We start from the raw sequence: 24,720 nt of genomic DNA, 5'->3' as shown, positions 1-24,720 counted from the left end.
GCCAGCGGAGGATTCGATGTTCGCAATGAAAGTCGACCGGCTCGTCAAAATCGCCACCCCTCTGGGCCCGCTGTTGGAATTCAGCCGGCTTGAAGGTAGTGACGGACTCTCGCGCAACGGCGAGTACCGAATTACGGTGCTGTCTCGTCGCGGTGACATCCAGGCTGACGAACTCCTCGGCCACCCTATCTCGGTGGCTGTCACCACGCCCCACGGAAGCACCCGCGAATTCAACGGGCTGGCCGTCGGTTTCTACCAGGTCGGGCAGCACAACCGCCATCACCAATATCTCATCGTTGTTCGCCCCTGGACGTGGCTGCTTACCCGAACCAGTGACTGCAAGATCTTCCAGGACAAGTCCATCCGGCAGATCATCGAAGCCGTGTTCGCGGATCACCCCTACGCCGACTTCGAGTTTCACCTCACCGCCCGCTACACCACTTGGGATTACTGCGTTCAGTATCGCGAAAGCGACTTCAACTTCCTCGCCCGGCTGATGGAGCAGGAAGGCATGCACTTCTTCTTCCGCCACCAGAACGGCAAGCACACTCTCATCATCGCCGACAGCCTCAACGCTCATGTTGCCGCCGACCACTACGACGAGGTGCCGTTCCGCGAACCCGAAGCCTCCCACGCCCGCGCCGATGAAGGCATCCGCGAGTGGTCCCACGGCGCAGAGATTCAGCCCACCCGCTTCATTCAGCGCGATTTCAACTTCGAGAAGCCTCGCGCCGACATGCAGGCCGACGCCGGCCCGGCGCGTCCGCTCAAGCACCAGCACCAGGCGGCCTTCGATATCTTCGATTATCCTGGCGAATACGAAGAGCGCGGTGAAGGCCAGCGTGTCGCCGCCGTGCGCATCGAGGAGATGCGTCATCAATTCGACCACTTCAACGGCGAGGGCAATGCGGCCGGGTTGGCCACCGGGGGGGTTTTCAAGCTGTGTGAACACCCGCGCATCGACCAGAATCAGGAATACCTCATCACCCTCGCCGACTATCGGGTCGAAGAGAGCCCGCTCGAGTCCGAACTGGTCACCACCGAACTCATCAGCCTGCGCTTTCGTGCCATCCCGTCAGCGCAGATCTTCCACCCACCGCGCCTTACCCCCAAGCCTATCGTCCAGGGGCCACAGACCGCCATTGTCGTCGGCCCGGCCGGCGACGAGATTTATACCGACAAATACGGCCGCGTGAAGGTCCAGTTCCACTGGGACCGTTACGGCAAGAAGGACCAGAACAGTTCCTGCTGGATTCGCGTTTCCCACCCGTGGGCCGGACAGAACTGGGGCATGATCGCCATCCCGCGCATCGGCCAGGAGGTCATCGTCGAATTCCTCGAAGGCGACCCGGACCGCCCGATCATCACCGGCCGCGTTTATAACGCCGACCAGATGCCTCCCTACGCGCTGCCCGACAACATGACCCAGACCGGCATCAAGACCCGCTCGACCAAGGGCGGCGGTGTGGGCAACTTCAACGAAATCCGCTTCGAAGACAAGAAGGGAGCCGAGCAGCTCTACATCCACGCCGAGAAGAACCAGGACAACGTCGTGGAAAACGACGAAACCACCGATGTGGGGCACGACAGAACGGAAACCGTAGGACATAACGAAACGATCACCATTCACAATGATCGGACCGAAACGGTGGATGGCAATGAGACGCTTACTGTAAACAAAGATCGGACCCGCACGGTTGAAGGCAATGAAACGGTGGCTATCACCAAGGACCGGGATGTCAGCATCCAGGGAAATGAGACAGTCGCCATCCAGGGCACTCGTGACCACACCATCACTGGAGCGGCGAGCTATACCTCGCCCACGTCCATCACCTTTTCGGTTGGCGGATCGACGGTAGCGATCAAGCCCAGCAGCATCACCCTGAGCTTCGGTGCCTCGTCGATCACCATCGATGGCGCTGGCGTGGCGGTAGCCGGCCCAAAGATCAGTCTCAACGGTTGAGGGACCGCCAATGCTTAACCCGGTCGAAAAGAGGCTGGCGTATATCGGCCGTGATTGGCTTGCCTACCGTAACGAGTCAGGTAAGCCGCTGCTGGTGTGGCAGTCCCCAGCCAGTGCGGCACAGCTCATGGCCGCCTTTTTTGAGAGCCAGAAACATCCGACTGCATACGCGACAGGTGATTTTTTCGTCGTATTCGATGTGCCATTTGGACACGGCATCCAGTATTCCCGGGATCTAAAATCGGCGTTTGCCGAACAATACGCTGCCAGCCTTGAAGACTTGAGCCATCAAGGTGAAGCAACCGATTGGGCATTTAGTCCTGCCGACTTCCCGGACTCTCCTGAAGGCCTTGTCGCGGCCTTAGGTTCGTTCGCTAGCCACTACGCAAAGCGTATTGGTGTATTTGCGGCGGTGCTCCAGCCCGTAAGTGGAGCAGATAAGCCCGCATTTGTAAGCTGGTTACGCCGAGCCGCCAACGCAAATTTTGCCGAGCGTCTGCGACTGGTGGTAATTGATGCCACGGACGCACCGCTCCTCGCTTGCGTTTCGGATGAGAAGGGCGAACGCATTGCCTTGCGCGAACTGCAGCTCGACAGTTTCGACGTGGCGCAAGAAACCTTCGCCCAAGAGCCTGTTGCCGGGCTAGCCGGGGTCTTCCGTAATCAATTGACTGCACTGATCGCGTTGGTCGAGAAAGGCTCCGTCGATCAGGTTAAATCCAAAGCACGGGATGCGCTGGCCTTTGTCCAGCAGCAAAAGTGGACGGATCAAGAAATCGTCGTGCGGCTGCTGGTGGGCGGTGCGCTTGTGAAGGCCGCGCGCTTTGACGAAGCCGTAGCAATCTACCGGGCCAGCCGTCAGCTGGCCGAACAGGTGCATGCCGCGGGGCACCCGGCCGGGCACAAGCTCATCCTGCAAACATGGTTTGGTGAGGCGGGGGCTTTGCTGGCGGCGGGCGACGATAGAGCCGCGGCTGATTGCTACCGGCAGGCCGCGGCAAGTGCCAGGGCCGACCAGAATCTGATCCTCGCCATTGAGGCCTTACGCATGGCGGCTTTCTGCCATGGGCGGAACGGCGACCGGGAGGCTGCGCTCGCCTACTCTCAGCAGGCGCTTGCCTGTGGTGCCCAACTCAGGCCCGAAGTGCGAGGCATGACGACCCTCCCGGTTGCCGCGATGGACTACCTGCGCGCCCTCGATTCCACGTCTGCCGACGCCATTACGCGGCACAAGGCCGAGCTGGATCAGGTCTTGGCCTCGCATGAATCGCAAGCCGAAGCGCACGCGTTAGCAGCTGGCCCGCACATCGACAGCCAGACGGCTCAACGCATCGAGGACGATTGGGCGGCCGATGATCGGCGCGCCAACGACGACGTGGAGCATGGGCTGGCTCATCTGCTCGCCAAAACCGACCCCGCGTTTCAGCGCGCTTTCGCCCACGCGCGCGGCCTACTTGGCGCCGACTGGCCGTTGATTGGATCGGTCGCCATTCCCGCGCCGCCTCCGGTGGAGTCTCCATCATGATGCCCGCCGCCAAACACGGCGACCCGCAGCTCGGTATCGACATTCACCTGTGCATCGTTCCGCCCGGTACGCCGGTGCCGCTGCCTACGATGCACATCGCCTTCGTTTTCGACCCCTTCGATTACCTACCCTTCATCGGCGCAACGACCACCGTAATGGGCATGAAGCGTGCAAACGCTGGCACCGCGGGCATTGTCGTGCATATCCCGCCCTGTCCGTTTGCCAAGCCGCCCGAGAAAGACGACGAGCTGTTCATGGGCAGTTCGACAGTTCTCGTGGATGGCGAGCCCTTCTCGCATATCGCCCATCCGACGCTGGGGTGCCAAGTGGTGGGGATGTTCAGTCCAGGGCGGGTCAAGAGCAAGCCGAAAAAAGCCTGCTTGCTGCCGACTGATTTCAACCTGGCGATTCCGGCCACCGTGCTGATCGGCGGGCCGCCAACGATCAGCATGTCCGGCCTGATGACCAAAGGTGCGATAAAGGCATTCGGCGCGCTGGCCAAGAAAGCGGCGCCCTTGGTGGGCGCTTTGCTGGATCGCTTCAAGAATTGGCGCAAGGCCAAGTGGGGCCACCTGCCGTCTGGATTTTTGAAATGCGTGATCCTGCGCGCCGAGCCGGTGGATATTCTGACTGGGGCGGTGTCGGTGGAGCAGGAGGATTTCACCGTTCCCGGGCGGCTTCCGCTCACATGGCTGAGGGCTTACTCCTCCAACAAACGGCGCGAAGGCGTCTGCGGCGCGGGCTGGGAGACGCCAGTGGACGGCCGGCTAGAGATCGACCCGGTTACTGGCACGGTGGCCATGTTCCATGCAGGGGTCGGGCCTCTCTATTTTGAGCGGCTGCCCCGCGCATTTGGCGAGGCTGGAGCCGAACTGGAGTTGATGGACGGCGCCCGATTGGCCGACAGCGGCAGCCATCTGGCGGTGCGTACCAAGGACGACTTGATCTACAGCTTTGCCAAGGCCGCCCGACTCATCCGCGCCGATGGCATCCACGAGCTTCCCCTCGAACGGATCGGCGACCTCGCCGGCAACATCATGCGGTTTGAACGCAGCGATGGCATGCCGACGGCCATCGTCTTGCCGGGTGGCCGCCGCCTCGAACTGACGTGCCAGGGTGGCCGCTTGCGCGAAGTGACGATGGCGCGCGACGACACCGACACCCGCCATTGCTTCGTCCGCTACGAGTACGACGCCGTCGGTAATCTCTCCGCCGTCATCGACCCCCTGGGCAAGCCGTATGCCTTCGCCTACGAAGCGCATCGAATGGTGCGCCACACCGACCGCAACGGCCTCTCATTCCATTACCACTATCAACAAGCGCCCGATGGCGATTGGCGGGTCGATCACGCCTGGGGTGACGGCGGCCTCTACGACTACCGCTTCGAGTACCTTGACCCAGTGCGAGAGCGGCGCATCACCGACTCCCTCGGTCACGTCTCGGTCGTCAAGCTCGACGAAAACGGCCTGCCGATCAACGAGCTTGACCCCTTGGGTGGCACCACCATCTTCGAGTACGACGACCGTGGTCGTACCTGTGCGGTCGTCGATCCCGCGGGGCGCCGCAGCGAATACCACTACGACGACAGCGGCAACCTGCTCCAGGTGCTACGCCCCGATGGCACCCAGCTGGCCACCGAGTTCAACGCCGCCAACAAGCCCACCCGGATCGTCGACCCCAACGGCGCCGCCTGGCTGCAAGACTGGAATACCCGCGGTCAACTAATCAGCCAGACCACGCCCCTCGGCCACGTTAGCCGCTACGAATACGACGCGCTCGGGCAGCTCGTCACCCACCTCAACCCCCGCGGTGCGCGTACCGCCCTCAACTACGATAGCCACGGCCATCTGACCCGCGTTGAGAACGCCCTCGGCCATGCCACCCATTACGCCTTCGACACCCTCGGGCAACTAATCGGCCATGCCGACCCCGCCGGCCAGCGCACGCACTACCAGTACGACCCCAAAGGCCGACTCACCGCCGTCCAGCTCCCGTCCGGCGCCCGTATCCAATGCGCCTACGACGCCGAAGACAACCTTACCGCCTACCAGGACGAAAACGGCGCCGTCACCCGTCTCGAATACTTTGGCCAAGGCGAACTCGCTCGCCGCATCCAGCCGGACGGCCACCGGGTCGATTACCTCTACGACACCGAAGAACGCCTCGTGGGCGTACGCAACCAGCGGGGCGAGCTATACCAGCTCAGGCGCGACGCCCTGGGCCGGGTCGTCGAAGAGATCGACTACTGGGGGCAGCGCAATCGCTACGCCTACGGCCCCAGCGGCCACCTCAAGGCCACCCTCGACCCCCTCGGCCAGCGCATCGACTACCTCACCGACCCACTCGGGCGCATCGTCAAAAAGGTGCTGCCCCAACCCGGTCAAGCCGAAGCTAGCCCCGCCTGGGTTGAAACCTTTGACTACGACGCCAACGGCAACCTCGTCGCCACGGGCAACGCCCACGTCCAGGTCGAACGGATTTTTGACGCCGTCGGGCAGCTCCTTCAAGAAACCCAGCAACACGCAACGGGCGAATGTTTCGCCATCGACAACACCTACGATGCCGCCGGCAACCGCGTCCAGCGCCAAACCCGCTTTGCCGGCAGCGGCCCCCAGCCCGCCTCTGCCGCGCACCGGGTGGACTTTGCCTACGACCTGCTCGATCAATGCATCGAAACCCGGCTGGACGGTGCCGCGCCCATCCACCATCACCGCGATGCCCTTGGCCGGCTCAGCCAGGAAGCGATCACCCCCACCCTGGTTCGGGATTTCCGCTACAACGCCGACGGCCTGCTCACCCGCCAGCACACCCGCACGGGCGAGCACACCCTGTTTGCCACCGACTACCACTACGACTCCACCGGCAACCTTACGCGCCGGGAGGACAGCGGCTTTGGCGTCGACACCTACCTCTATGACCCCATGGGCCGCATCCTGGCCCACACCGACCCTCAGGGGCGCATCCAACGTTTCCTCAACGACCCGGCCGGCGACCGCCTTACCACCCGCGTCGCCGCAAGCCAAGCCGGCAACGACGCTGACTGGCAACGCAGCGGCGAACACGAAGGCACCCGCTACCGCTTCAACCGCGCCGGCAACCTCACCCACCGGCAAGACGCCGAGGGCCTGCTCGAACTCGACTGGGACGCCAATCAGCGCCTGATCGCCAGCCACCGCAGCGGCACCGACGGCCAACGCCTCACCACCCGCTACGCCTACGACCCGCTGGGCCGGCGCCTATGGAAAGAAACCGCCGGCGTGCGCACCACCTTTGGTTGGGACGGCGACGCCCTCGCCCTCGACGCAACCCGCGGCGCAGCACGGGAATTCGTCTATCGCCCGAACACCTTCGAACCGCTGGCCTTACTCCGCGGCGCCAATGTCCCGGCCCTTCACTACCTTAATGACCCCAACGGCTGTCCGATCCGTCTGATCGACAGTGCCGGCCAAATCCAGTGGGCCGCGCATCACCAAGCCTGGGGTGCCATCGCGCAGCGGTCGATCAATCAGGTGGACAACCCGATCCGATTGCAGGGGCAGTATGAAGACGGCGAGACCGGGCTCCACTACAATCGACACCGCTACTACGCGCCTCAGATCGGCGCCTTCATCTCCCAGGACCCGCTAGGGCTGGTGGCGGGGGCGAATGTCTACAACTTCGCGCCAAGTGCGCTGGGGTGGGTGGATCCGCTGGGGTTGAGTAGGAAGTGCGGGGCTGATAAAGCGGCAAAGGGAGCATCGTTCTACTCGGTCGCTTTTGAGACCGCGATTCCGAAGCTTGGATTGGGTACGAGACCGGAACACTTTAAGGCTGCCAACTCCGTACTTGAGTCAGCGATTAAGAGTGATACCTCCTTCGCCCGCATAGCAAAGAACCTGGGCATCGCTGTTCCGACTGATCGAAGAACAAGTCCCGCAAACTGGACTTGGCACCATGTCCCAGATCGACCGGGGATTATGCAGCTGGTTCCGAGAAGCCAGCATTCTTGGGGTAGCGTACAACAGCGCTTGCTTCACCCAGGAGGTAAAGGCGGGTTCTCCATCTGGGGACGAGACTATTGATTAATGAGTCTAGCTATGAAATTACGAGAAATTCTTCTGAATTCGGGAGAGCTTGACGAAGACGATGTCGTTTTCGCAACGAGACCTTGGTCGATGGAGGCAGAAGCCAAAGTGGTTAGCTTCGCGCCTGGGGACACTGTGCCGCGCATTCTTCAAGATGCCCAGCTGGAGTATTTTCTTGAGGCGCCATTGATTGCGGACATCCGATCACAGGTCGCGGACGGGGGGGGCGATTCAGAAGAGGCACTAAGAATTCTTTTGTACTACGCCGAAAACGACGCTTTCCCGCAGTGATGAGTTGCCGCAAAGGGAAAGCTCTCAGAAGACTTTCGGCCACATGTTTAACAAGTGAGGAGCCCTCGTGGGAAGAGGCGTTGATGACGCTTTTGTGTAAGTCCTCTGCAATCCCCTCTTGACCGAGCCGCATTGCTGGCCGAGTGAAAACGCTACCGTCTGAGTATCCGCATTCAGGTCAAGGGGGCGTTCGCTGGACGCTTACAAAAATGTTGAATTTTTCGCACAAAATATGCTGGTCCCGCCGAATATCGCGTGCCGCTTTCCACTCAAAAAAAGAATACAGATGGCAAATTTCCGCATTCCTGGCCCGCTGTGCGGGACACGCCACCCTTGGTCCGTTGACGACGGTACGCTCCCCCGCTGCAGCACGCCCCACCCCGGCAGCATTTGCGCCAGTTCGGACAACTATCCGATTCCGGTTTCCTGGCAGCAGCGCCGCCCGCCGCATGCCATCGATCTGGAGTTCCTGTTCCGTGAGTGTCGCAACCCCGAAAGGGGGCTGAGTGCAGCCGATTACGCCGCAGCTGCCGACCAGCTCAAAGTGGATGTCGCTGCCATCCAGGCAATCGCCGAAGTCGAGACCAGCGGTCACGCATTCGACGAGTCTGGACGACCACGGATACTTTTCGAGCGCCACTATTTTCACCGTTATACGGCTGCCAAGTATGACGTTGAGCATCCAGGTATTTCGAGCGCCAAGCAAGGCGGCTACGGAAAATTCTCGGCCCAATATGCAAAGCTGGAAGAAGCCTATCGGCTTGCGCCTGAGGCAGCGTTACGTTCTGCGTCATGGGGCCGTTTTCAGATCATGGGTGACAATTTCAAGGCGGCCGGCTTTACCTCGGTTGAGGCGTTCGTACTGGCGATGAGCCAGTCGGAATCCCAGCATCTGAAGGCTTTCACCCATTTCGTAATGAGCAACAAGACCATGCTGTCCGCACTACGCGAGCACGACTGGGCGCGCTTTGCGAAAGCCTATAACGGGCCGGGCTATCTGAAGAACGCATACGACACAAAGCTGCGGGATGCTCATCGGCGCTATGTCGCCCTGGCGGCCCAGAATACAGCGGGTTCCCATCTACCATGAAGCAGCTCATCACCCTTTTATGTGCGGGCCTGATCAGCGGCTCTGTGGCCGCCGCGCCGCCGCAAGCATCCGGCGGCCTGTGCGCCGAACGGGAAGATATCTATTTTTCCTGCCAGACAAGTCTTGGCCGCTGGGTCGCGCTGTGTGGAGGCGGGAACGATAAGATCCAGTACCGCTTCGGTAGAGTAGGACACATCGAACTCGCTTTTCCTGGCGCCGATGGCGGTCGTCATGTCTTTCGCTACGCCCATTATTTTCGGGCGGGTGTCGACAGAATAGAGGTACTCTTTCGGAACGGGGGCTTCGACTACGCCGTGTTCGATTACAACGAGAGGGGTAGCCGCACGGCGGGGGTCCGCGTCGCCAGCGATTCGGGCGGGGAGAGAGAGTTCAAGTGCCGTGGAGGCATCAGAAGCCGCTTGGCCGAACTTGAAGGATTGCTTCCCTGCGATCAGGACAGTGCGCTGAACCTTGGGTCTTGTCCAGCGCCCGCCGAGCAGCGCTGACACAGGGCAATTGCATCTTTATGTCATGAACCCAAGCAGCTCAGCCCGAAACGTATCTGAGGTGGCGGCCGGCAACCGCTCCGTTTTCTGCACTGGGCACGCCAGCCATGGCCGCCTTGACCCAAAAGGCGGTTGACGCGAAGCGGGGTGTGCGTCGTAATGCCTGCTTTAGCGTTTGCCGGTGGTTGCCTGAGGGTAAGCACGTCGGGTCGCTTTGGGCGGCTCCGAAGTCTGCCAGGTTGTGCCATATTTTCTGCCAGTGTGCTGCCATCGTCGGTGCGTGGCGGTGGCAGGGTCGGGTTGCCTTGGGCAAGTCACTGATCCGGAAGGAAACGTGTTGTTGCTGCCGCCTGGCACGAATGTTGATTCAGGATCGTCGATAGTCCGCCACGGCGGGATCGCAGGGTGCGCATCGAGAGCCGGTGCCCGTGTCCGGTTGTGGCGGAGCCGTGTCGTGCCGTTATATCGGGCGGCTGGGGTCGCGGACTGAACGACGCCGGTGTTTCATCCCGGGCTCGGCTCAGGGTGTTTTCGAGTCAGACAACCAAAAAATTTTTGCATTGCCATCATGAATCAGCCAGACAACGTAGCCAAAAAGAAGCCTGACGCACCGGCCAAGGCCGGGGGCGAGATGGAGGACACCCTGTATGCGGTTCGGCAGAAGGTCTACCCGCGTGCGGTGACGGGTCGCTTTGCGACCTGGCGGTGGATCCTCGTGTGGGCCACCCAGTTGATCTTCTACGGCCTGTGCTGGCTGCCCTGGAACGGCCGGCAGGCGGTGTTGCTGGATGTGGTCGAGCGCAAGTTCTACATCTTTGGCTGGGTGTTCTGGCCGCAGGACGTGTTCTTCCTGGCGATCCTGCTCATCATCAGTGCTTACTCGCTATTCTTCTTCACCGCGGTGGCGGGGCGGCTGTGGTGTGGCTACGCCTGCCCGCAGACGGTCTACACCGAGATCTTCATGTGGATCGAGGAGAAGATCGAGGGTAACCGCAGCCAGCGCATGAAGCTCGATCAGGCGCCGATGAGTGCCCGCAAGTTCGGCATCAAGGCGGCCAAGTTCGGGGCCTGGGGCGCGCTGTCGTTGTGGACGGGCTTCACCCTGGTGGGCTACTTCACCCCGATCAAGGAGCTGGTGCAAGAGGCGCTGACCTTCAGCTTCGGCCCGTGGGAGCTGTTCTGGATCTTCTTCTACGGCGGCTTCACCTACCTGTTTGCCGGCGTGATGCGCGAGCAGGTGTGCAAGTACATGTGCCCGTACGCCCGCTTCCAGGGCGTGATGTTCGACCCGGATACCCTGATCATCACCTACGACCCCGAACGCGGCGAGCCGCGCGGCACGCGCAAGAAGGGGGTCGATCCGAAGACGCTGAACAAGGGCGACTGCGTCGATTGCGGGCTCTGCGTGCAGGTCTGCCCGACCGGCATCGACATCCGCAACGGCCTGCAGTACGAGTGCATCGGCTGTGCCGCCTGTATCGATGCCTGCGATCAGGTGATGGAGAAGATGGATTACCCCAAGGGGCTGATCCGCTACACCACCGAGAACGCCATGAAGCGCCATTGGGGCAAGAAGGAGATCCTCGGTCACGTGATGCGTCCGCGGATCATGATCTACGCCGGGGTGCTGGTGGCGATCTGCGTGGCCTTCGCCTACGGTCTGGCGACGCGCTCGACGCTGCGGGTGGATGTCATCAAGGATCGCTCGACCCTCAGCCGCGAGGTGGACGATGGCATGATCGCCAACGTCTACAACCTCCACGTGATGAACATGACCGAGAAGCCCCGCAGCTTCGTGCTGACGGTGAGCGGCCTGGACGGTGCGCGGATCACGCCGGACAAGCCCTTCGAGGTGGACGCGGCCGGTCTCAAGGCGGTCACCGTCGAGGTTGCGGTGCCGCCGGAGTCGGGCAAGCCGGGCTCCAACACCGTCTTCATCGAGGTCAAGGCGATGGACGACCCGAGCGTGGCGGTCCGTGAGAAGACGGCGTTCCTGCTGCCGCGTTAAGCAAGGATTTCACCAGGGGGGCGGCCCGGCCCCCCGGAAAAAATAGCCCCGGTCCCCGGGCCCTCTTCTGCGCAATGGGCAGCGCGGCACGAAGAGGGCGCCGGCAGGCGATGACCGCAGGGGCAATGCACTCCCCCCGCAGAGATGGCGATTCGGACGGTTTCGGCGAATCCAACTTCATTGATCGAAAGGGAGGGCACCATGGCCTGGAAAGAATTGTTCAGCACCGACATCGGCCTGCTGAGTTTGTTCACGATTGGCTTCATCCTCGTGATGGGCGGCTACCTGTATCGCTTTGCCAAACGGCACATGGCCGAGGACGAACAACGGTCCCACGGCTAGGGCGGCGCGATCCGCTGCCTCGCAAGGCCACCTGCGCGGTGGCCTTTTTCATTTTTCCGGCCGGGCGGCGGTCAGCCGCGGCGCAGGCAGTCGAGGATGTGCCGGCCCAGGGTGTCGGGGGTGACGGGCTTGGCCACCGGCCCGGCGAGGCCGGCCTCGCGGCAGCGTCGCTGCTGGCGGTTGGCGGGGCCGCTGCTCATCGCCAGGATGGGCACCCGCGCCATGCCGGGCAGGGTGCGCAGGGCGCGGGCGATCCCGGCGCCGTCCGCCGGGCCCAGATCGAGCGCCAGCAGCACCAGCCCGTAGCGCGTCATGGCGGCGAGGTGGAGGGCCCGGTCGGCGCTGTCGGCCAGGTCGAAGGTCATCCCGGCGTCTTCCAGCGCGAAGCAGGCGAAATCCTGGTTGAGCGGGTCGTCGTCGACGATCAGCACCCGCAGCCCGCCGAAATCCTGCTGCAGCGCGGCGAGGGGGTCGGCGTCGCTGGCGATGGGGGCGGCGGGGGCCGGGTCGAGCCCGGCGCGGCGGAGGCGGGCGGTCAGCCAGAAGGTGCTGCCGTGCCCGGGTTCGCTGTGCATGCCGGCGTCGCCGCCCATCAGCCGGGCGAGGCGCTTGACCATGATGAGCCCGAGCCCGGTGCCACCGAAGCGGCGGGTGGTCGAGCCGTCGGCCTGCACGAAGGGCTGGAACAGGCGGGCCTGCAGCGCGGGGGCCACGCCGATGCCTTGGTCGTGCACTTCGATGCGCAGCAGCAGGCTGTAGCCGTCTTCTTCGGCCAGCTCGGCGTGGATGCGAACGGTGCCGCGCTCGGAGAACTTGATCGCGTTATCCACCAGGTTGCGCACGATCTGGCCCAGGCGGCGGGCGTCGCCGACCAGGGCGTCGGGCAGGGCGGGCGGGATGCGCTGCTCAAGCGCCAGCCCTTTGCGGCGGGCGTCGGCTTCGTGGTTGCCGAGGGTGTCGCCGAGCACGCCGCGCAGGGAGAAGGGCGCTTCGGCCAGGGTGAGGGTGTCGGCCTCGATGCGGGCGATGTCGAGCACGTCGTCGACGATGCCCAGCAGCTGCCGCGCCGACTGGAGGGTCTTGCCCAGGTGGTCGGTGAGGGCGGGGTCGGTGCTGCGGCGCAGGGCCAGGTTGGTCATGCCCATGATGCCGTTGAGGGGGGTGCGCAGCTCGTGGCTCATGTTGGCCAGGAACATGCTTTTGGCGCGGCTGGCGGCTTCGGCGGCATCGCGGGCGGCGGCCAGTTCGGCGGTGCGGTTGAAGACCAGCTCTTCCAGGTGGTGGCGGTGCCCGGCCAGCTCGTCGAGCATGGCCTTGCGCTCGGTCACGTCGAAGCAGGCCCAGATGGATTCGTCGCTGCCGGGCTGGAGCAGTTCGCCGTCCAGCCGGTACCAGCCCAGGCTGCCGTCCTTGCGGGCGAGCTGCAGCTCGAGGCGGCAGGTCTGGCCGCGTTGCAGGGTGGCGGCGGCGTCCAGGGCGAAGCGGTCGTAGGTGGCGCGGTCGGGGTGGATGAGGCGGGTGGAGCGGCCCAGGAGTTCGGCTTCGGGGTAGCCGAGCATCCGGGCGAAGGCCTCGTTGGCCCACACGAAGCGGCGCCCCTTGAGCTTCACGAAGCCGACGATGTTGCTGTTCAGGATGGCCTGCTGTTCGCGCATCAGCTGCTCGATCTGCCGGCTGTCGCGCACCCGGTCGCTCACGTCCTGGACGAGGCCGATCAGCGAGCGCCGCGTGCCGGTGGTCATCACGCTGCCGAACACCTCCACGTAGAGGGTGCTGCCGTCCTGGCGCCGGCCGCGGGCCATCTGGCTCCGGCCGTCGGTCTCGCCGCGGAGCTGGCGGGCCATGGCCTCGGTCACCGGCGCGCGGTCTTCGTCGATCACCAGATCGGCGGGCGGGCGGCCGATCAGCGCGCCGGGGGCGTAGCCGAAGATCGCGTCGAGGCGCGCGTTGGTGTAGCCGATCCGGCCGTCCTCGACGGTGAGGATGCCGATCATCGACTGGTTGGCGAGGCTGCGGAAGCGCTCCTCCGACGCGCGCAGCGCCTCGGTCATGCGTTCGTTGTCGCGCAGCGCGGCCTGCAGTTCGGCGGTGCGCAGGTTCACCTGGTCCTCCAGCATGATCGCGGTCTGGAACAGGCTGAAGTCGGAGTGCTGGAGGCCGCTGTTGCGTTCGGCGTTCTCGATGAGCGCATCGACGATCTTCTGCAGCCGGACGTTCTCCGCCTTCAGGGCGGCGATCTCGGCGCTGGGGTCAGCCACGTTCCACCTCCCCGCCGGGCGCGCCGATGGCGATGGCCGCGAGCGTCTGGTTCAGGTGCGCCCCGCGGAACTGCTCGCCGTAGGTGTTGAAGCCCACCATGTTGTTCGCCTGCAGCGTCGCGACGATCTCCGGCAGGTCGGCGCGCTGCAGGATCTCCACCCGACGCAGCACGCAGTCGCAGCCGAGCACCAGCTGCGGCGGGCCGATCTCGCCGCGCACCCGGGCCAGGGTGCGCTGCAGGTTGTCGTACAGATCGAGGCTGCGGCCCACCCGCAGGATCAGGCCATTCTCGATGGCGCAGAAGAAGGTCAGGCTGCCGTCCGGGTTGGCCTTCTGGATGGAGCGCACGTAGCTGGCTCCGCCGATCGTCACCACCACCGGCGAGCCGGCGAAGTGCTCGGGGGTGAGTCCATCCGCCGGCACGCCCAGGATGCGGGCGTACTCCTGGGCGGCGGGCAGGCCGTTGATCTCGCGCACCGTCCGCCGGGTCGGGTCGGCGGCGGTCACCACCAGACGCTCGTCGGTGGGGCCGAAGTGGTGGGTGTCGAAGGCCCGGAAGGGCAGCGGCGTGGCCACCAGGGCGAGTACCGCGGCGTCGGTGTGGAAGCGCCCGTCGAAGTACACCAGGGTCTGGCCGAAGTCGGTGCCGTCGGCCGCCGAGCCGCCCACCAGGGGCGTCACCCCCAGGGCGCTCTGGATCGCGCGGGTGACCGGCTCCTCGCGCACCGACAGCCCGTCGATCAGCAGCAGCGCGAAGCGGCTGGCCGTGGCGCCGTGGCCGGTGGCCCGGTCGAGCCGGCCCTGCAGCGTGCGGGCGAGGGCCTGACCCGCGGGGGCCTCGAAGCTCTGCAGTCCGGCGAGGCCGCCCGTCGCCGCGGTGAAATCCCGGGCGCCAAAGCTCGCGCCGGCCAGACTGCGGTCCAGATAGCCGGCCGGGCCGATCTCGCCGGCCGACGTGCAGCCCACCACCGGCACATCGCCAAAGCAGCGCCGCATCTCGTCGGCCAGCGCGTCCAGGTCGTAGCTGCTGGCGCAGAAGAACACCACCAGCGCCATGTCGTCCTGGGCCACCCCGGCGTGAAACGCGCGCACCGCCGCGCGGGCATCCGCCACCCGGGTATGGGCCCGGCGGATGCGGCAAACATCGCTCATCCCGATTCCTCGAAGGGGGCCTCCCCCCGGAGGCCTGCCCCCTCATCTACGGCGCCGCCGGTCGAAAGATGAATGCCGGACGCACGCCGCGGGGCCGCTATCGCGGGCCGGGGGCCGGCGCCGCGGCCGGCTTCGCCCGGTGCAGCACGAAGTAGGCGGCGATGCCGATCACCACGCCCCAGAAGGCCGCGCCAAGCCCCAGGAAGCGCATGCCCGAGGCGGTGGCGAGAAAGGTGATGACCGACGCCTCCCGGTGGTCCTCGTGGGCGATGGTGCCGATCAGGTTGGCGGTGATCGCGCCGATCAGCGCCAGGCCCGCCAGCACCGCCACGAACTCCTGCGGCAGGAGGGTGAACAGCGACACGATGGTGGCGCCGAAGCTGCCGCCGATCAGGTAGAAGGCGCCGTTGGCGATGCCCGCCACGTAGCGCCGGGCCGGGTCTTCGTGGGCGTCGCGGCCGGTGCACAGGGCGGCGGTGATCGCCGCCACGACGATGGTGATGCCGCCGAAGCAGGCCACCGCCGCCGAAGCCACGCTGGTGGCGGCGAGGATCGGCCGGGCCGGGGTGGGGTAGCCCGAGCCGTGGAGGATCGCCATGCCCGGCAGGAACTGGCCGGTCAGGCTCACCAGGATCAGCGGCAGGGCGAAGCTGAGGGTGGCGTTCCAGGTGAAGGCCGGTGCGATGAACTGAGGCGTGGCGAGCGACAGCTTCACGCCCGACAGCTCCGCCCCGCCGATGCCCACCGCCAGCCCCACGCCCACCAGCAGCACCAGCACCATGCAGTAGCGCGGCACGAAGCGCCGGAGCAGCAGATAGGCCGCCACCATCCCGAAGGTGAGCAGCGGCATCGAGCCCGCCGCCTTGAAGGCGTTGGCCCCGAACTGGAACAGGATGCCGGCCATCATCCCCGCCGCCACGCCCTTGGGCACGTGACGCAGCAGGCGGTCGAAGGTGCCGGTGATGCCGATCAGGAACAGCACCGCGGCGGCGATGAGGTAGGCGCCCACCGCCTCGTTCAGCGACAGCCCCGGAAACAGCGTGACCAGCAGCGCCGTGCCCGGCGCCGACCAGGCCGTGACCACCGGCACCTTGAGCGCCCACGACAAGAAGATGCCCGACACCGCCGCCCCCATCGAGACGCCCCACACCCAGGACGAGATCGTCTCCGGCGCCACGCCGGCCGACTGGGCGGCCTGGAAGAAGATGATGAGCGGGCCGGAGTAGGAGATCAGCACCGCCAGAAAACCGGCGGTCACCGACGACACCGACCAATCCCGGGTCAGCCCGCCCGGCGCGGCGGAAGGGGCGGCGGCGTTCATTCGTGGCCCGCCACCGGGCGGGGGCGGTAGGGCGCCTCGAGCAGCGCGACTTCCTCGGCGCTGAGTTCGAGCTGGATGCCGGCCACCGCGTCCGGCAGATGGTGGGGCTTGGAGGCGCCGATCAGCGGGGCGACGATGCCCGGCCGGCTGGCGGCCCAGGCGATCGCCACCTGCGCCGCCGGCACCCCGCGGGCCCGGGCCACCTGCTGCACCGCGGCCACGACGGCGTCTTCCATCGCCTGCTGGTTGTACCAGCCGTGGGCCAGGGTGTCGGTCTCGTCGCGCCGGGTGCCGCTGCCCCGGCTGCCGGCCAAGAGCCCGCGGGCCAGGGGCGACCACGGAGTGACGGCGATGCCCTGGTCGCGGCACAGGGGCAGCATCTCGCGCTCCTCCTCGCGGTAGGCCAGGTTGTAGTGGTTCTGCATCGACACGAAGCGCGCCAGCCCGTGGGCCCGCTGGTGGGCCAGCAGCTTCATGAACTGCCAGGCGAACATCGACGAGGCGCCCAGGTAGCGCGCCCGGCCCGAGCGCACCACCGTATCGAGCGCCTCCAGGGTCTCGTCGATGGGGGTGTGGGGGTCGAAGCGGTGGATGATGTACAGGTCCACGTAGTCGGTGCCCAGGCGTTTGAGCGAGGCGTCGATGCCCGCCAGGATGTGCTTGCGCGACAGGCCGCGGTCGTTGGGCGCGTCGCTCATCGGGAAGAACACCTTGGTGGCCAGCACCACCTCGTCGCGCCGGGCGAAATCGCGGATCGCCCGGCCCAGCACCGCCTCGCTCTCGCCCCGCGAGTACATGTCGGCGGTGTCGAAGAAGTTGATGCCCAGCGCCAGCGCCTGCTGGATGAAAGGCCGGCTGGCGGCCTCGTCCAGCACCCACGGGCGCCAGGCGGGGCTGCCGTAGGTCATGCAGCCCAGGCACAGGCGGGACACCTGAAGGCCGGTGGCGCCGAAACGTACGTATTCCATGATCGCAAACCCTCCGGGGCAGAATGTCGGGCGGATTATGGAGCGCGCCGTCGGCGTTGATAAATGCGCCGAAAACAGCAACACTGTTCGCAAATCGCAAACAATTGGAGCCTCGATGGACCGCTTCCAGGCCATGCAGCTGTTCACCCGCATCGTTGAGCTGGGCAGCTTCAGCCGCGCCGCCGAAAAGCTCGGCATTCCCCGCGCCTCGGCCACCCAGATCGTCAAGCAGCTCGAAGCCCACCTGGGCGTGCGCCTGCTCCAGCGCACCACCCGCCAGGTGCGCGCCACGCTGGACGGCGACGCCTACTACCAGCGCTGTCTGGCGATTCTGGCCGACGTGGCCGACGTGGAGGCCGCCTTCACCCAGGCCGCCCGCCACCCCCAGGGGCGGCTGCGGGTGGATGCCTCCACCTCCTTCGGCCGGCTGGTGCTGATCCCCGCCCTGCCCGAGTTCTGCGCCCGCCACCCCGAGGTGTCGGTGGAGCTGTCCCTCACCGACCGCCAGATCGACCTGATCCGCGAGGGCGTCGACTGCGTGCTGCGCATCGGCGAGCTGCGCGACTCCTCGCTGGTGGCGCGCCGCCTCACCGCGCTGCCTCAGGTGTGCTGCGCCAGCGCCACCTACATCGCCCGCCACGGCCGGCCCAACCGCCCGTCCGATCTGGATCGCTTCGAGGCGGTGGATTACCTCTCCGCCTCCACCGGCAAGTCGGTGCCCTTCGAGTTCACCGTGGACGGCCAGGTGGAGAACCGCAACGTGCGCGCCCGCCTGGGGGTGAACAACGGCGACGCCTACGTGGCCGCCTGCGAGGCCGGCTTCGGGCTGATCCAGGTGCCCCGCTACCATGTGGTGCGCCAGCTTGCCGCCGGCACCCTGGTGGAGGTGCTGCAGCCCTACCAGCCGCCGCCGCTGCCCCTGTCGGCGGTGTACCCCCAGAACCGCCACCTGTCGCCCCGGGTGCGGGTGTTCGTGGACTGGCTGGCCGAGGTGTGCGCCCGGCTGCCCTGAGGGGCGCCGCCCAATCCGGGCACTGTTTGCCATCGCCGAACAGTGATGTTCGGCCCATCGATTTATCCACCCCGCGCGGGCGCCTAGAATCGGGCCCTGCCCACCTCCGTCGAGACCGCCTTGCTGACCATCCTGGGCATCACCGGCCCGATCTTCCTCATCGTCGGCGTGGGCTTCGCGGCCGTGCGCCACGGCCTGCTCACCCGCGCCGAGATGCGCCCGCTGGGCGTCTTCGTCATCAACGTGGCCCTGCCGGCGCTGCTCTTCAAGGCCATGTCGGCCCGCGCCCTGGGCGATCTGGTCGATGGCCACCTGCTCCTCGTCTACGCCCTGGGGTCGCTGCTGGCGGCCGGGCTGGCGCTGGCGGTGTCCTGCCTGCTGCGGGGGCGCAGCCTGCAGGTGGGGGCGGTGCAGGCCCTGGGGGCGTCCATGTCCAACAGCGCCTTCATCGGCTACCCCATCGCGCTGCAGGCGATGGGCCCGCTGGCCGGCAGCGCGCTGGCCGTGTATGCGCTGGTGGAGGGGCTGCTGATGATGCCGCTGCTGCTCACCCTGGCCGAGGTGGCGGGCAGCGCCAACCGGCGCTGGTCGGCGGTGCTGCGGGAGATCCTGCGCCGCCTCACCCGCAACCCCTTCATCCTGGCGATGGGCGCCGGCGTGCTGTGGACGCTGCTGGGCGTGCCCCTGCCGGTGCCGGTGGCCAAGGCGGTGGACATGTTGTCGGTGGCCTCCGCCCCGGTGGCGCTGTTCTGCATCGGCGGCACCCTGGCCGGGCTCAGCCTGCGGGGCATGGCTGGCGATCTGTCGCTGATCGTCGCCGGCAAGCTGCTGGTCCACCCCCTGTGCGTGGCCGCCGTGCTGGCGGTCTCGCCCGGCAGCAGGCCGGAGCTGGCTACCGCCGCCATCCTCAACGCCGGCATGCCGATGCTCTCCATCTACCCGCTCCTGAGCCAGAAGTTCGGCCAGGAAGGCCTCAGCGCCGCCGCCCTGGTGGCCGCCACCACCCTGTCGTTCTTCACGGTGAGCGGCTTGCTGTGGGTGTTGGGAACGTGAGGAGTAAGGAGTGAGGAGCCCGGGCTGATACCCTGTGCGCTACCGATCGCCAGCGCACCCGCGTAAAACAAGGTCTCCTCACTCCTCACCCATTACGCCTCACATGCTCTTTCCCCCCCTCCTCGAAGGCCGCCTCGTCCGGCGTTACCAGCGTTTCCTTGCCGATGTGGAGACGGCCGGCGGCCTCGTCACTGCGCACTGCCCCAACACCGGCTCGATGCTGGGCTGCAAGGACGCGGGGATGCGGGTGTGGCTGTCGCCCGCCGCCAACCCGGCGCGCAAGCTCGCCTGGACCTGGGAGCTGGTGGAGACCGCGCCCGGGGTGATCGTGGGCGTGCATACCGGGCGCAGCAACGCCCTGGTGCGCGAGGCCATCGAGGCCGGCGCGGTGCCCGAACTCACCGGCTATCCCACCCTCCGCCCCGAGCGGAAATACGGCGAGGGCAGCCGCATCGACCTGCTGCTGCAGGCCCCCGGCCGGCCCGATTGCTACGTGGAGGTCAAGAACGTCACCGCCGCCGTCGAGGGCGGCGTGGGCTACTTTCCGGATGCGGTTACCGCCCGCGGCGCCAAACACCTGCGCGAGCTGGCCGCGATGGTGGCCGCCGGCCACCGGGCGGTGCTGGTCTTCTGCGTGCAGCGCGGCGACGTCGCCGAAGTCCGCCCCGCCGATCGCATCGACCCCGCCTACGGCCGCGCCCTGCGCGACGCCCTCGCCGCCGGTGTCGAGGTGCTCGCCCTGGGGGCCACCGTCACCCCCCAGGCCATCGCCCTCACCCGCCGGCTGGCGGTGACGGTGCCGTAGCGGCCATCGGCCCGCCGCGCAGGGCGTGGCCGCTTGCGGGGGCGGGGTGGCGCCTTGCGGGCAAGGCCGGGGGCGAGGGGGGCAAGGCTTTTCGGGTCGGGGGGCGGGCCTGGGGCCTTGCTGGCAAGGGGCGGGGCGTTGGCGGCGAGGCGGATTGCCTTGGGGGCCGGGCTGCGACGCTTGCGGCGGGGGCTGCGGGCCTTGTCCGCAAGGCTTTTTGTCTTGCGCGCAAGGCTTAAAGCCTTGCGGGAGTCGCTGCGGGCCTTGCGGGCGAGGCCGCGGGCCGGACGGGCGAAGGGGGATGACTTGCGGGAAAGGCAAAAAGCATCGCGCGTCAATCGGCCGACGCGCGATGAAAGGGGGCGACAAGGAGGGGCCGCCCCCGGGTCAAGCGGGGCAGGCCGGCAGCAGGGCGCCGCCGGCCGTGGGGTCAGGCCGCGGGGTCGTTCTTGTTGGGGCGGCGGGTGTAGCGCACCGACATGGCATCCTTGAGGGTGTCGAGGGCGGCACCCTGACCGAACAGCTTGGCCAGGGCGTAGCCGTCGTAGGAGGCGCGCATCACGTCGCTGCCCAGGGCCATCTCGGTGTCTTCGCCCTTGGAGAGCAGGCCGCGCAGGCGCTGGATGCGCGGGCGCAGGGTGTCGAAGGTCAGCAGATCGCTCTGGGCCTCGTCCAGATCGAAGCCGGGCGGGATCATCTGCTTGTTCTGCGCCAGCACCATGAGGGTCTGCCGACAGAACGCCTCCGAACGGTCTCCCATCTTGGTCAGCTTGTGGCGCTGCTCCGGGGTCAGCTCGACGAAGCCGGCGAACAGCTTCTCGAGGGTGTCGAGGGCTGCGTCGATGGCAAGCACGTCGGCCGCGCCGAGGTCGAGGGAGACGAGATTCTGGCTCATGGGGTGGGGGTCCTCCGCAGATGGAAAAGGCGCCCCCAATCCGGGGCGCGGGCCGGATTGTAGTCGAGCCGATGACGTTCGTATATATGTAAAACGATATAGGCCGGGCGCCCTCTCCAGCCGCTGCGGCTTTCCACAATAGGGCCGCCCCCAATGTGGACGATCACAATTTTCGGCTGGGCAGGGGGCGGCGAAGATGACGGTATGGAATCAACCGCCGGAGGCACAGCCGTCATGCAAAGTCCGCAACAACCGTTCTACAAGATCCTGTACGTGCAGGTGCTGTTCGCCATCGTGTGCGGGGTGGCGCTGGGGTACTTCGAGCCCAAACTGGGGGTGGACCTGAAGCCCCTGGGCGACGGCTTCATCAAGCTGGTGAAGATGATCATCGCGCCGGTGATCTTCTGCACCGTGGTGCATGGCATCGCAGGCATGCAGGACATGAAGAAGGTGGGCCGGGTGGGCGGCAAGGCGCTGCTGTACTTCGAGATCGTCTCGACCCTGGCGCTGGCGATCGGCCTGGTGGTGGCCAACGTGGCCCAGCCGGGCGCCGGCTTCAACGCCGACGTGAGCACCCTCGACACCAAGGCCATCGGCGACTACACCGCCAAGGCCAAGGCCCAGAGCACCACCGAGTTCATCCTCAACATCATCCCGGCCACCTTCGTGGATGCCTTCGCCAAGGGCGACATCCTGCAGGTGCTGCTGCTGGCGATCCTGTTCGGCTTCTCGCTGGCGGCAATGGGCGACAAGGGCAAGCCGGTGTTCGACTTCGTGGAGCAGATTTCCCACGTGATGTTCGGCATCGTGAACACCGTGATGAAGCTCGCCCCGCTGGGCGCCTTCGGGGCGATGGCCTTCACCATCGGCAAGTACGGCGTGGCCTCGCTGGTGCCGATGGCCAAGCTGATGGGCGCGTTCTACCTTACCTGCGGCCTGTTCGTGGTCATCGTGCTGGGGGCCATCGCCCGCTACACCGGCTTCTCGATCTTCAAGTTCATCCGCTACATCCGCGAGGAGCTGCTGATCGTGCTGGGCACTAGCTCCTCCGAATCCGCCCTGCCGCGCCTGATGCACAAGCTCGAGAAGCTCGGCTGCGCCCGCTCGGTGGTCGGCCTGGTGGTGCCCACCGGCTACTCCTTCAACCTGGACGGCACCAACATCTACATGACGATGGCCGCCCTGTTCATCGCCCAGGCCACCAACACCGAACTCACCCTGACCCAGGAGCTGTCGATCCTGCTGGTGGCGATGCTCACCTCGAAGGGCGCCAGCGGCATCACCGGCGCCGGCTTCATCACCCTGGCCTCGACCCTGGCGGTGGTGCCCACCATCCCGGTGGCCGGCATGGCGCTGATCCTGGGCATCGACCGTTTCATGAGCGAGGCCCGCGCGCTGACCAACTTCATCGGCAACGCGGTGGCCACCGTGGTCGTGTCGCGCTCCGAAAACGAGCTGGACATGGCGAAAATGGCGCAGGCCCTCGACGGCGGCCTGCCGGAAGCGTCGCCGGAGGCCGCGGTGCCGACCCTCGTCGCCACCCCGCTCGTTACAAGCAGATAAGCACGCGAGGCGATTTCCGTGTAAAACCGGCCCGGCGCAAGCCCGGCCGGTTTTTTCACGTCCGAGCGTGACGCATTTGGTATTTATCGGGCGCGCACACCCTTGGCGGTCCGGCCTATTTAATGCGAGCCTTCAGGCTGTGGAAAATTTAACAGTTTCTTGCCAAACTTCTTCCTCCAAACATCCCGGCATGATTCGTGACATGAAGGCGGCCGCCCTTGAGGGGCTGCGTCTCCTGCCCCTGTTCATCGGCTTCGTCGGCCTTTACTACATCCTCGACAAGGTGAGCTTCGGTCACGCCTTGTTCGGGCTGAACCTCACGCCCTGGAACCCGGCGCCGGCCCTTGGCCTGGTGCTGGTGATGCGCTTCGGCCGGGCGGCGTGGGCGCCGCTCACCATCGCCGTGCTGCTGGCCGAGATCGGCGTGCACGGGCACTTCACCTCGCTCTGGATCCACGTCCTGCCGGGCCTGGTGCTGGCGCTGGGCTACGCGCTGCTGGGCGAGGTGCTGGCCCGCCGGCTGCCCCGCGACGCCCTGCTCGATGATCGGCGCACCCTGGTGGCGTGGCTGCTGCGGGTGGTGATCGGCTCGCTACTCATCAGCCTGGCCTACCTGCTGGTGCTGCGCATCGAGGGGCTGCTGCCCACCTCCGGCTGGTGGCAGGGGCTCAAGCATTTCTGGGTGGGCGACGGGGTGGGCATCGCGGTGATGATGCCGCTCCTGTTGTGGCTCACCAGCAAGCGCGGGCGCCGGCGCCTGCAGCGCTCGGTGCTCAACCGCGAGAGCGTGGGCTACGCCCTGCTGGGGGTGGCCACCCTGTGGCTGGCCTTCGGGGTGGGCGGCCACAGCGGCTTCAAGCTGTTCTACCTGCTGTTCCTGCCCATCGTGTGGGCGGCCGGACGGCAGGGCATGGCCGGCGCCATCGTGTGCGCGGCGCTGCTGCAGGTCGGGGTGATCGCGGCGATGCGCCTGCTCAACTACAACGCGGTCACGGTGGCCGAGCTGCAGATCCTGGCGATGGCGATGGCGGTGGTCGGTTTCTTCGTGGGCGCGGTGGTCAATGAGCAGCGACGCACCACCCAGGATCTGCGCCACAGCCTGCGTCTGGCGGCGGCGGGCGAGATGGCCGGGGCGCTGGCCCACGAGCTGCACCACCCCCTCACCGCCCTCACCGCTTACGCCGGAGCCTGCGAGCAGCTGCTCGAACGGGGCGAGACCGGCGAGCAGCTCCACGCGGCGATCCGCTGCGTGCTGCGGGAATCCGGCAAGGCCGGCGACGTGGTGAAGCGGCTGCAGGATTTCTTCCGCACCGGCGACCCGCAGCCGGAGGTGTTGACCCTCGCCACCCTGGTGGAGGCCGCCGCCGCGCCCTATCGCCTGCGCGCCGAGCAGGCCGGCATCGTGCTGCGGGTGGCGCCGATGCCCGAGGTGAGCCTGATGGTGGACCGCCTGCAGATGGAGGTGGTGCTGCGCAGCCTGCTCGCCAACGCCTTCGACGCGGTGGCCGACAGCCCGCGCCAGCCGCGGCGGATCTGGGTGGCGGCCTGGAAGGACGGCAGCGAGCAGGTCTGCCTGCGGGTGGAGGATTCCGGTTCCGGCCTCAGCCCCGAGCGGGTCACCAACCTGTTCGACCCGCTGGATGCGTCGAACAGCGGCAGCCGGGGCTTCGGGCTGGCGATCAGCCGCGCCATCGTCGCCACCCACGGCGGCCGCCTGTGGGGCGAAGCGGCCAACCACGGCATCTTCAAGATCGAGCTGCCGATCCTCGCCGCCGACAGCGCGCCGCCGCCCACCAAGCCGGTGTTCTCCGAGAGCGACACCTGAGCCCGGCGGCGCCTGCGCGTTGAACCCGCCCGCCGCCGGTTGCATACTGGGCGGGTGTGCTCAAGCGGAGGTGCTGCC

18 protein-coding genes are annotated in these 24,720 nt (G+C 66.4%); 13 read left to right on the top strand and 5 right to left on the bottom strand.

What is annotated here, in order from left to right; all coding sequences use genetic code 11:
* The first annotated feature begins 16 nt into the window (after window positions 1–16).
* The 8 genes from ACE3N6_RS03685 to ACE3N6_RS03650 all read left to right on the top strand — a co-directional run bounded on the left by ACE3N6_RS03685 (window position 17) and on the right by ACE3N6_RS03650 (window position 11,789).
* Window positions 17–1,963, top strand: a complete 1,947-nt coding sequence (locus tag ACE3N6_RS03685; protein WP_374243823.1) for a type VI secretion system Vgr family protein — start codon at window positions 17–19, stop codon at window positions 1,961–1,963.
* Window positions 1,964–1,973: 10 nt separating this feature from the next.
* Window positions 1,974–3,488, top strand: a complete 1,515-nt coding sequence (locus tag ACE3N6_RS03680) for a hypothetical protein (protein ID WP_374243822.1) — start codon at window positions 1,974–1,976, stop codon at window positions 3,486–3,488.
* On the top strand, window positions 3,485–7,549 hold the full coding sequence (locus ACE3N6_RS03675; RefSeq protein ID WP_374243821.1) for an RHS repeat-associated core domain-containing protein: 4,065 nt from the start codon (window positions 3,485–3,487) through the stop codon (window positions 7,547–7,549). Before ACE3N6_RS03680 ends, ACE3N6_RS03675 begins: the two co-directional genes overlap by 4 nt.
* A 15-nt stretch (window positions 7,550–7,564) precedes the next feature.
* A complete protein-coding gene (locus tag ACE3N6_RS03670; protein ID WP_374243820.1) occupies window positions 7,565–7,843 on the top strand; it encodes a hypothetical protein in 279 nt (92 codons plus the stop codon).
* Window positions 7,844–8,075: 232 nt separating this feature from the next.
* On the top strand, window positions 8,076–8,933 hold the full coding sequence (locus tag ACE3N6_RS03665; protein WP_374243819.1) for an N-acetylmuramidase family protein: 858 nt from the start codon (window positions 8,076–8,078) through the stop codon (window positions 8,931–8,933).
* Entirely contained in the window at window positions 8,930–9,439 is a 510-nt protein-coding gene (locus ACE3N6_RS03660; protein ID WP_374243818.1) for a hypothetical protein, read from the top strand. Before ACE3N6_RS03665 ends, ACE3N6_RS03660 begins: the two co-directional genes overlap by 4 nt.
* Before the next feature lie 568 nt (window positions 9,440–10,007).
* A complete protein-coding gene (ccoG, locus tag ACE3N6_RS03655; RefSeq protein ID WP_374243817.1) occupies window positions 10,008–11,447 on the top strand; it encodes a cytochrome c oxidase accessory protein CcoG in 1,440 nt (479 codons plus the stop codon).
* A 201-nt stretch (window positions 11,448–11,648) separates the two neighbouring features.
* The gene (locus ACE3N6_RS03650) at window positions 11,649–11,789 is read left to right on the top strand and encodes a DUF3149 domain-containing protein (protein ID WP_374243816.1); all 141 of its coding nucleotides are present in this window, start codon (window positions 11,649–11,651) and stop codon (window positions 11,787–11,789) included.
* 71 nt (window positions 11,790–11,860) lie between these two features.
* On the opposite strand, the gene ACE3N6_RS03645 is transcribed toward ACE3N6_RS03650, so the two are convergent.
* The 4 genes from ACE3N6_RS03645 to ACE3N6_RS03630 all read right to left on the bottom strand — a co-directional run bounded on the left by ACE3N6_RS03645 (window position 11,861) and on the right by ACE3N6_RS03630 (window position 17,489).
* On the bottom strand, window positions 11,861–14,047 hold the full coding sequence (locus tag ACE3N6_RS03645; protein ID WP_374243815.1) for a PAS domain S-box protein: 2,187 nt from the start codon (window positions 14,045–14,047) through the stop codon (window positions 11,861–11,863).
* Window positions 14,040–15,200, bottom strand: a complete 1,161-nt coding sequence (locus tag ACE3N6_RS03640) for an FIST N-terminal domain-containing protein (protein WP_374243814.1) — start codon at window positions 15,198–15,200, stop codon at window positions 14,040–14,042. Before ACE3N6_RS03640 ends, ACE3N6_RS03645 begins: the two co-directional genes overlap by 8 nt.
* Window positions 15,201–15,297: 97 nt before the next feature.
* Window positions 15,298–16,521: a benzoate/H(+) symporter BenE family transporter gene (locus ACE3N6_RS03635; protein ID WP_374243813.1), complete on the bottom strand. Its 1,224-nt coding sequence runs from the start codon at window positions 16,519–16,521 to the stop codon at window positions 15,298–15,300.
* Entirely contained in the window at window positions 16,518–17,489 is a 972-nt protein-coding gene (locus tag ACE3N6_RS03630; protein WP_374243812.1) for an aldo/keto reductase, read from the bottom strand. The genes ACE3N6_RS03635 and ACE3N6_RS03630 overlap by 4 nt, the downstream gene beginning before the upstream one ends.
* A gap of 115 nt (window positions 17,490–17,604) precedes the next feature.
* Here ACE3N6_RS03630 and ACE3N6_RS03625 point away from each other — a divergent pair, with 115 nt between their 5' ends.
* The 3 genes from ACE3N6_RS03625 (at window position 17,605) to sfsA (ending at window position 20,359) form a co-directional block, all read left to right on the top strand.
* Window positions 17,605–18,501, top strand: a complete 897-nt coding sequence (locus ACE3N6_RS03625; protein ID WP_374243811.1) for a LysR family transcriptional regulator — start codon at window positions 17,605–17,607, stop codon at window positions 18,499–18,501.
* Between the two features lie 120 nt (window positions 18,502–18,621).
* The gene (locus ACE3N6_RS03620) at window positions 18,622–19,554 is read left to right on the top strand and encodes an AEC family transporter (RefSeq protein ID WP_374243810.1); all 933 of its coding nucleotides are present in this window, start codon (window positions 18,622–18,624) and stop codon (window positions 19,552–19,554) included.
* A gap of 103 nt (window positions 19,555–19,657) precedes the next feature.
* Window positions 19,658–20,359 (top strand): DNA/RNA nuclease SfsA, encoded by a 702-nt coding sequence (sfsA, locus tag ACE3N6_RS03615; protein WP_374243809.1) that lies wholly within the window; start codon window positions 19,658–19,660, stop codon window positions 20,357–20,359.
* A 430-nt stretch (window positions 20,360–20,789) separates the two neighbouring features.
* On the opposite strand, the gene ACE3N6_RS03610 is transcribed toward sfsA, so the two are convergent.
* Window positions 20,790–21,254, bottom strand: coding sequence for a hypothetical protein (locus tag ACE3N6_RS03610; protein ID WP_374243808.1), 465 nt, complete (start codon window positions 21,252–21,254; stop codon window positions 20,790–20,792).
* A 234-nt stretch (window positions 21,255–21,488) separates the two neighbouring features.
* Between ACE3N6_RS03610 and ACE3N6_RS03605 the strand changes: the two genes are divergently transcribed.
* The gene (locus tag ACE3N6_RS03605) at window positions 21,489–22,817 is read left to right on the top strand and encodes a dicarboxylate/amino acid:cation symporter (RefSeq protein WP_374243807.1); all 1,329 of its coding nucleotides are present in this window, start codon (window positions 21,489–21,491) and stop codon (window positions 22,815–22,817) included.
* A gap of 202 nt (window positions 22,818–23,019) precedes the next feature.
* Complete coding sequence (locus ACE3N6_RS03600) at window positions 23,020–24,642, top strand: ATP-binding protein (RefSeq protein ID WP_374243806.1); 1,623 nt, start codon at window positions 23,020–23,022, stop codon at window positions 24,640–24,642.
* Window positions 24,643–24,720 lie beyond the last annotated feature (78 nt).

This window comes from Zoogloea sp. (assembly GCF_041904905.1).
In the GTDB taxonomy this organism is placed as follows: domain Bacteria; phylum Pseudomonadota; class Gammaproteobacteria; order Burkholderiales; family Rhodocyclaceae; genus Zoogloea.
Note: the sequence above shows the minus strand (reverse complement) of the source record. Positions and strands in the feature narration are given on the sequence as shown.